This is a genomic window from Komagataeibacter intermedius TF2 (assembly GCF_000964425.1).
Taxonomy (GTDB): domain Bacteria; phylum Pseudomonadota; class Alphaproteobacteria; order Acetobacterales; family Acetobacteraceae; genus Komagataeibacter; species Komagataeibacter intermedius.
Genome location: NZ_BANF01000029.1, coordinates 1 through 2577, shown reverse-complemented (window position 1 = coordinate 2577; position 2577 = coordinate 1). Strand labels below are relative to the sequence as shown.

Below are 2577 nucleotides of genomic sequence, written 5' to 3'. Positions count from 1 at the left end.
CTGATTGGCAACAAGAAGGCGCTCAAGAAATTCCTGCCCGACCTGAAACGCTGGCAGAACGAGAAGAACTTTCCATTCGAGTTCTCGACCGAGGCATCGATCAACCTTGCCGATGATGCCGACCTGCTGCGCAGCCTGGCCGATACCAATTTCTTCGCCATATTCGTCGGCATCGAAAGCCCGGATACAGACTCCCTCGTGCTGATGCAGAAAAAGCAGAACACGCGGCGCAGCCTGCAGCAGAGCATCGAGACAATCCACAAGGCCGGGATTTTCGTCAATGCGGGCTTCATCGTGGGTTTCGACAGCGAAAAGGGCAGTGTCGCCCAGGGCATGATCGACTGTATCGAGGATACGTCCATCCCAGTCTGCATGGTCGGCCTGCTTTACGCCCTGCCCACGACGCAGCTGACGCGGCGCCTGCTGGCGGAAGGCCGCCTTTTTTCCGGCAGTGAACAGACGCAGTCGGGCGACCAATGCACGGCGGGGCTGAATTTCGAGACAAAACGCCCGCGTCGCGACGTGCTGAACGATTACAGGACGGTGCTTGCGGCCATCTATGACCCAGTCGCCTATTTCGGCCGCGTGCGCAGGCTGGGCCGGATGCTCGGGCGCAAGCGCGCGCACCGGATGATAAAGGGTGATTTGCGCAGCTTTGTCCGGCTCATGTTCCGCATCCACCGTGCGGGGCCGGGAACGGCCGGGCAGTTCTGGCGCATGATGCTGGACTGCGCCCTGCATAACCCGCGCGCGCTGCCCTATGTGGTGATGACAAGCGCGCTTTACCTGCATCTTGGCCCGTTTTCACGCCAGGTCATTGCCGAGATCGACCGCGAGATCGCGGATGTGGAACAGGGCCGCTGGCATGTGCCGCCCGTTGTACGTCATGTCAAGGCAGAACTCGTGCCAGCCTAAACCGTGTTAAGGGAAGATGCAGGAGTATGCATGATGTACAATAAAGGCGCTAATATGCATTGCCTGTTAAAGCGCATTTCGTATAAATTCCGACATAACGAAGCTATTCCACTTATCAAAATATATATTGAATTAATGAAAAGAATTGTTCAATAAATAATTTGTTTTAGATTTTATTATACGATATTTTTTCGAAAAATGAGGCGCATCTGGCATAATCATCATATATGGTTACATACAATCATATTATTGAAAACCTGCTCTTTTGCATATGCCCAGCCTGTTCCCGTAAGCGTGCTGAGCGCGGGCGTTACGCCACAGCAGAATATTCCCGACCATATTGACCCGCGCACCCATCTGTCCGGCAACTGGGGCGGAATACGGAACTGGCTGCTGGCACAGGGAATTGATATCCGTATATCGGATACCAATGAATTCTGGTCCAACCCGGTGGGGGGCGCGCAGGCATCCAGCAACTACATCGGGTCCGCCGCGGTTGAAATGGTGACGGATCTGCACACCCTGACGGGCCTGCCACTGGGTACATTTGACATCAGCGCCATGGAAATCCGTGGGCGACCATTCAGTAATACGCCCCTGTATGTTTTCAACCAGACATCGAATATCGAAGCGGATGATAACGGGCGGCTATATGAACTGTGGTACAGCCAGAAATTCATGGGAGAACGCCTGGCCTTCCGGATTGGCAAGCTGGATCTCGGGCATGACTTCATGGTCAGCAGCGTCGGGCTGAACTTCCTCAACGCGTCCTTTTCCTGGCCCATCATGCCCGATAATGACCTGTATGACCAAGGCCCCGTCTCCCCCGTGGCCACGCCTGCGATACGGTTGCGCTATACCCTGTCCCCACACTGGAATTTCCTGTTCGCGGCAGCCGATGACAATCCTGTGGGCGGCCCCTTCATCAACGCGAAGGACCCGTGGAACCAAAACCGCGACCCCGGTGGCACGCGCTTCAGTTTCCGCACGGGCGCTCTTTTCTTCGGGGAGGTCCAGTACCGGCGGACCCTGTACGGAAGGCAGGGCACATATAAACTTGGCGGTTACTTTGATACCGGACGCTTTCCCGACCAGTCCGATCTCAGAAAAAACCATAAAACCAACTGGGCCGTCTACGCCATTGCGGATCAGACGCTGCAGCATTTCGGGCGAATAACGGAGCTTGACGCTTTCATTCGGGGGAACTGGACAGCGGACACCGACCGCAACCAGATCGTCTATGCCGCAGATGCTGGGTTGTCCCTGAAGGGGCCGTTTGGACGTGCAGGCGACATGGCGGGGTTTGGTGCGGGCCTGGGGGCGGCTAGTCCCTATCTTGCCCAGGCGGACCGGCGTTCTGGCCTGCCCATGCAGGGCACCGAATATCATCTGGAGTTGACCTATCAGATCCCAATCACGCCATGGTTCATGCTTCAGCCTGATATTCAGGGCATCATATCGCCCAGTGGTGGTGTTCTCGATAATAAAGGGCAGCATGTGCATGACGAAGCCATCTTCGGTCTGCATAGCAGCGTAACATTCTGAACCACTCTGTACAAGGTTTTTTTGAAAAGATCCGACCAGACTGTGTTGTCCCGCCTTTTCATTCCAGGTTCATCTAGCAGCCTGTCGGGTTGGGCATTTTGCGGCTGATAACGCCGA

Annotated in this window: 2 protein-coding genes; both read left to right on the top strand. The window is 55.5% G+C overall.

The genetic code is table 11. The features are described from left to right. On the top strand, nucleotides 1–915 hold a 915-nt coding region (locus B7449_RS05280), incomplete at its 5' end, for a B12-binding domain-containing radical SAM protein (protein ID WP_048883456.1). Between the two features lie 249 nt (nucleotides 916–1164). Continuing rightward, nucleotides 1165–2460, top strand: a complete 1296-nt coding sequence (locus B7449_RS05275) for a carbohydrate porin (RefSeq protein ID WP_025440175.1) — start codon at nucleotides 1165–1167, stop codon at nucleotides 2458–2460. The last annotated feature ends 117 nt before the right edge of the window (nucleotides 2461–2577 follow it).